General features: G+C 67.7%; 5 protein-coding genes. 4 read left to right on the top strand and 1 reads right to left on the bottom strand.

Annotation, left to right across the window (positions count from 1 at the left end):
- The coding region (locus WH07_RS13020) for a primosomal protein N' family DNA-binding protein (RefSeq protein WP_456300494.1) at nt 1–394 on the bottom strand (394 nt) is incomplete at its 3' end.
- A gap of 158 nt (nt 395–552) precedes the next feature.
- Between WH07_RS13020 and WH07_RS13015 the strand changes: the two genes are divergently transcribed.
- The 4 genes from WH07_RS13015 to WH07_RS13000 are packed head-to-tail and all read left to right on the top strand — an operon-like array spanning nt 553 to nt 5,722.
- Complete coding sequence (locus WH07_RS13015) at nt 553–1,866, top strand: helix-turn-helix domain-containing protein (protein WP_046499746.1); 1,314 nt, start codon at nt 553–555, stop codon at nt 1,864–1,866.
- A 41-nt stretch (nt 1,867–1,907) separates the two neighbouring features.
- Nucleotides 1,908–2,672 carry a toll/interleukin-1 receptor domain-containing protein gene (locus WH07_RS13010; protein ID WP_046499744.1) on the top strand — a complete coding sequence of 255 codons (765 nt, stop codon included), beginning with the start codon at nt 1,908–1,910 and terminating at the stop codon, nt 2,670–2,672.
- On the top strand, nt 2,669–4,621 hold the full coding sequence (locus tag WH07_RS13005; RefSeq protein WP_052744354.1) for an nSTAND3 domain-containing NTPase: 1,953 nt from the start codon (nt 2,669–2,671) through the stop codon (nt 4,619–4,621). Before WH07_RS13010 ends, WH07_RS13005 begins: the two co-directional genes overlap by 4 nt.
- 18 nt (nt 4,622–4,639) lie before the next feature.
- Nucleotides 4,640–5,722: a hypothetical protein gene (locus tag WH07_RS13000; protein WP_157877332.1), complete on the top strand. Its 1,083-nt coding sequence runs from the start codon at nt 4,640–4,642 to the stop codon at nt 5,720–5,722.
- Nucleotides 5,723–5,779 lie beyond the last annotated feature (57 nt).

The following is a 5,779-nucleotide window of genomic DNA, read 5'->3' as shown; positions in this document are numbered from 1 at the left end:
CGGAGCGCCGCGCCCCGACGAACCCGTCGATCAGCCGCCCGCCCCCGCGCCGCCCGCCCCGCACCTGATGCGCCCCGGCCCCGAACCGCACCCGCACCCGCACCCCCGGCAGCGCCGCCTCGTCCAGCTCCTCCGGCACGGCGTAGTCGAAGAACTGGTCGAGATGCAGCACGCCCTTGTTCACCACGACCCGCGCCACCGGCAACTCCCCCGCCAGCGCGGCCCCCCGCCATGTCCGCGGCTTGGCCCGCGGCACCTTCGCCTTCCGCACGCTCTCCCGAATAAGCGCAAGCTGCTCCGGCTCCCCCTTCCCACCCGGCCTGTCATCGCTGCTCACAGCTCCATACCTACCAGACACCACCGACAGTGGCAGACGCGGTGCGATATCGGACATCACGTCCCGTGGCCGTCTCGACACATGGCGCGGGCTTCGGTTCCCTCCCCAAGAGGAAACGGGAAACGTCCCTATTCGCCTTGTTCCGCTCTACGGGCTGCCGCACGCTGATTCGGGTCACTCGCCGACAGCCCGGCCGCCGAGTGACGGAGGTTGAAGTGCTCAATCAGACGAACAGCTTCGGGCGTGAACTCCGACGGCGGCGCCTCGCGGCGCCGCTGTCGCTTGAGCAACTTGGAAAACTCGTGCACTACAGCAAGGGCCAGCTCAGCAAGGTGGAGAGAGGCCTCAAGCGCCCCACACCGGAGCTGGCCCGGCTCTGCGACGTCCAGTTGGCGGCCGGAGGAGCGCTCTCCGACCTCGTACCCCGGCAGGCGGTGAACGCACCTCTGCCCGATTCCGGTGACGAAGGTGAGGTGTGGTTGATGCACCTGGACGAGGACGGATCGAGTTCGTTCCAGGCAGTGAGGCGCCGGAGCGTGATCGCTGCCGGAGCTGCTTCGGTACTGGCGACGCGCGCCGAGGGACTGGGAACGCACGACCCGGCGGGCGCGGGCACGGAGACGGTGGTGGATGCGTCCCGCGTGCTGTTCGACCAGTTCAGGCGGATCGGTCAGGCGTCCGGCCCGGCAAGTGTCCTGCCACCGCTCATCGCGCAGACGCGCACCCTCGAACAGCTCGCGAAGCGCACCGGCCCGCGCACGCGTGGCGCCATTCTCGTACTCGCGTCGCGCTACGCCGAGTACGCGGGGTGGATGGCCCAGGAGTCGGGGGATGACCGGTCGGCCTTGTGGTGGACCGGTCGCGCCGTACTTCTCGCCCGGGCGGGCGACGATCCGGGACTCGCCAGCTACGCCCTGGTCCGGCGCGCCCTCATCTGTCTGTACCGCGGCGATGTGCGGGAAGCGGTCGAACTGTCGGAGCAGGCGCTTGAAAGCGATGCGTCACCCCGTGTCCGGGGGCTCGCCGCCCAGCATCTGGCGCAGAGCCTGGCGACGGACGGCCAGTACGACGCCAGCATGCGCAGCCTCGACCGAGCACGCGACCTGCTTGCCCAGGACACCGCCGATCCGCGAACACCGGTGCTGGGCGCGTCCCATGTGCCTGACGTGGTGTCCATGTTCACCGGCTGGTGCCTGTACGACCTGGGTCGGCCAGGCCAGGCCGCGGAGGTGTTCGACCGCGAGCATGCGCGTATTCCGGAACACGCACTGCGCACCCGGGCCCGGTACGGGGTCAGGCGCGCGCTCGCCCATGCCGCCGCCGGTGACGTCGACCACGCGTGCCGGCTCACACGCGAGGTACTCCACTCGGTGCGGCTCACCCACTCCGCGACGATCTTCGCGGACCTGCACCGGCTCGCACACACGCTGGGACGACATCCGCACACTGCCGCGGTGCGAGAGCTGAGCCCGGATCTCGCCACTGTCCTGACCCGCACGACGAGCCCTCAGCGCGCCACGAACCAATAGCCACGAATCCACGGCCACAGCCTCTTGGAGAGGACAGCGCAATGCATGAAGTCTTCATCAACTACCGGACCCAGGGCGGCAAGGAAGCCGCGTACATGTGCCACGAACGGCTGTCCGCCCGATTCGGTGAGGACAGTGTCTTCCTCGCCGCGAAATCCATCGAACCGGGCGCCAATTACATCAACGCGCTCATCGGCAGCGTGCGCCGCAGCCGTGTGCTGCTTGCTCTCGTCGACGAACACTGGATCGACGCGCCGGATCCGAAGCACGCCGGGAGGAGGGCCCTGGCGAATCGGCAGGACTGGGTCCGACGCGAGATCGAGGAGGCTCTCACCTCCGGCACTCTGGTGGTGCCTCTCCTGATCGGGCGCAACGCCGAACAGCTCGATGCCCGCCGACTTCCCGCGTCGCTGGCCGAACTGGCGGAGTGTCAGTACGAACGGTTCTCAGTACGTACGAGTGACTCCGATGTGTCCAGGCTGGGTGACCGGCTCGTACGTCAGATCCCCGAGCTGGCGGCGCTGGACCGCCGTCCCGCTTCTCAGTCCGCTCCGCCGCCCACGCCCACCGTCGTCGATGAGCCCGGCGTCCACAACACCGGCCAGAGCGGCGGTATCGGCCAGGTCGGCGGCTCGGTGGGCACCTTCGTGAACGAAGCGCACGGCCCCCTGCACACCGGCAACGGTCCCCAAGTCCATGAGCCGCGGTTCACCGGGGACGGTGCCAGCTACATCGCCGACGGCCGCCACACGTCCATCCGGCACGAGTTCGGTCCTCGCGCTCCCCGGAAGGACGACGAACGGTGACCTGGAACCACAGCGCGTACATCAACGAGGCCCGGGGCGCGGTACACACCGGTGACGGAACACAGGTCAACCTCTATCTGCAAGCCCTCTCGGCAAGCCTGCGCGAGCAGACCCGCCAACGGCCGCGCACCGTCGCGAAGGACGACCGTGAACGGCTCTACCAGTGCTTTGTCCCTCCCGGCCGTTTCCAGCGAGCGCGCCAGGTACTGCGCGCGCACCACACGGTGCTGCTCTCCGGCCGGCCGGGCAGCGGTCTGCGTACAGCCGCCCTGATGCTGCTGCACGAACTCCCCGAAGCCGGGGGGAGTTTCCATGAACTGCCCGACACGGTGGACGACGGCTCCTCCTCCCCGTTCGACAATGGCGCGATCAATGGCGGAGACCGGTTGCTCGTCGATCTCTCCGGGGCGGACGAGACCCGCTTTCTGGAGATCCAGAATCAGCTCTCCGATTTCAGGGAGAAGCTCATCGGGGAGGGGGCCCACCTGACCGTGGTCCTCCCGCACCACCTCGGCTATCTGTTACGCAGCGATCTGCGGCCGCTCACCGCCGAAATCGAGCGTCCGCCCGCGCGGAGAGTGCTGACCGTGCACCTGCGCCACGACAGCATCGCCCCTTCGGACGCCGAACTGGACACTCCCGAACTCACGGCCTACTTGGCCAGGGCTCCGCTCCGCGACGTGGCCGATCTGTCCGACCGGATCAGCCGAAATCGCGACCGTATGGGAACGGAAGAAGGTTTTCCGCGCTGGCTGAGCGACGCTCTCGCCATGGTGACGGATCAGACGGCCCGGGTGGCGGGAGATCTGTCCACGCGCCACACGGGCACACGCCGTGCACTGCTCCTCGCGCTGGCCATGTTCCACGACACCGCGCCCGCAACGGTCTTCAGCGCCAGTACGGCTCTGCTCGGGGTCCTGCGGCATCCGCCCGACGAACGCCCACGGCTGGAGCACAACGATTTCAAGGCGGAGCTCAGGGAAATCGGCGCCGAGACCCATCCCTCGGGCCACGTCCGGTTCAGTGAGATCGGCTACGACCGTGCCGTACGGGACCACTTCTGGACATACCTCCCGGATCTGCGCCTCCAGCTCTGCGACTGGATCGGCAAGCACCTGGAAGGAATGGCACTCAGCCAGAAGGAGCGCGACCAGGTGATCGCCCGGTTCTCCGAACAGGGACTGCGTACGGGGCGACCGGAGGATCTGCTCAGGCTGGCCACCCGGTGGACGGGGCAGAACGCTCCACTGCGCCTCATGCCCGACGCCGCCCGGGTCCTGGCGAACGGCCTTGGCGACGACCGGTACGGCCGGTTCTTCCGCCAGCAGATCTACGACTGGTCGAAGAACGCCGAACTGAGTCAGGGCCTCAAGAGGGTGCTGGTCCTCGTGTGTACCGACGTCATGGCGCAGACCCATCCCGACCAGGCGATGGTCCGCCTGCATCACCTGGCGCGACGGGAGAGGGGGCCCGCGGGAGTGGCGGCACAGCGGTCGCTGCTCGCCATGGTGCGCGGCGACAACCGTCTGTACCGACTTCTGCTCAGCCGGCTCAACACGGAGATGACCGGCAGCCATGGGGAAGCCGATGCCGCTCTGTTCCTGGCAATGGCCGACCCCACCCGGCTGATCAAGTCCGCGAGCGTATGCGCCGCACTCGTCTCCGGCTGGGCCGGGATCCTGCGCCAATGGCCCTGGGAGCGCTGGCAACCGGACGCCGACCGGTGGCTGACCGCATGTGAGGACGACCACCACCGCGATCCGGTGCTCGATGTGCTGGTCACCGCGTGCGCAGGTGACAGTTCCACCCTGGGAAGCCTCTACCGAGTGGCCCGAGGCTGGGCGCGTGCCCGTACCGACCACACATCAGTACGGACCGACACCGCCACCGGCCTTCTCCAGAAGATCAACAGTGCCCAGGGCTTCGAGCCCTTTGGCGTCAGCGCCTGACAGAAGACGGGGGTAAACATGAGTTCAGGCCAGAAGACCATGACGGCTTTCATCACCGTCATCCTGGGGCTGATGCTCGTCATACTCGGCCTCTGGTCGGGCTGGCCCCTCTGGGCCTGGCCCGCGTCCATGGCCCTGCTCGTGGTCGTCGCGCTGATCATCAACAGAACGCTCACCCGCGAGTCCGAGGGCTTTCCCCATGAGCTCACCCTTGAACCGGATGCGGCTTCTCCACCGGTACAACGACAGGAACAGCGCGTAACCCGTGTCGCGCTGCCGAGCGCGGTGGCCGACTACGACTTCTCGTTCTCTGCGACGGTCCGGTGGATTCCGCTGGAGGCCGGAGAGGACGCTGCTCTCATCAACCCCGGCGGGCTGGCAGTCGACGCAGTCCTTCGGCGTGCCCGTGCGGTGACGGGGGAGCAGCAACCCACTCGTTGCGCGCTGGTGCAGTACCAGTTGGACGCGACGCTGGGCACCATGCGTCCAGATCCGACGGGCCGAGTCCTGGCGATGGCGCAAGATGTCTCGCTGGTCCTCCCGGAGCCCGACCGTGAACGGCTCACCAGGCTCTCGGACGTCCGCAAGGACGAGGACCTCTGGGAGCACGAACGCAACTACGAACGCAACAAGCGCACATACCTCGGCGACGACGTGCTGAAAGACACCGGAAGCGCGGTCGTGTGGTGGCTGGCCAAGAACGACGACCAGGTCGAGGGAGCGGTGGACCGTATCGGACTCCTGGCCAGCCTGTCCGCAGCCGCCAACAACGACACCGTCGCTCCCACGTTCCAGCACCTTGTGGGGACGCCGTACAACCCCGAGTACGACGGGCCGGGATACGCGGAAACCACCGATATGAGCCAACCGCCCCAGTCGTCCGGGCCTGAGTTCTCTTTGGAGACACTGCTCGAATGGATCGGCTTCGGCCCGGACGACACGGATCTTGACCTGTTCGCCGAGCGGCTCGCGCATATAGCCGGGCTCCACGGCAAGACAGCGGCAGCGGAAAAGATCCGATCAAGGTTCGATCCTTCCGATCCGGATGACACGACAAACGACACCTGGGACGCACCGATGCAACCGGAAGAGGAGGAATAGCGCACGGCCCCGGACCGTCCTGCGGTCCGGGGCCGTCTCAGCCGCTGTGGGTGGGGC

It is taken from the genome of Streptomyces odonnellii, from assembly GCF_000981895.1.
GTDB lineage: Bacteria > Actinomycetota > Actinomycetes > Streptomycetales > Streptomycetaceae > Streptomyces > Streptomyces odonnellii.
Note: the sequence above shows the minus strand (reverse complement) of the source record. Positions and strands in the feature narration are given on the sequence as shown.

Coding starts and splice junctions, on each gene's coding strand:
- WH07_RS13010 (WP_046499744.1), top strand. CDS start 1,908: ATGCATGAAGTCTTCATCAACTACCGGACCCAGGGCGGCAAGGAAGCC.
- WH07_RS13000 (WP_157877332.1), top strand. CDS start 4,640: ATGAGTTCAGGCCAGAAGACCATGACGGCTTTCATCACCGTCATCCTG.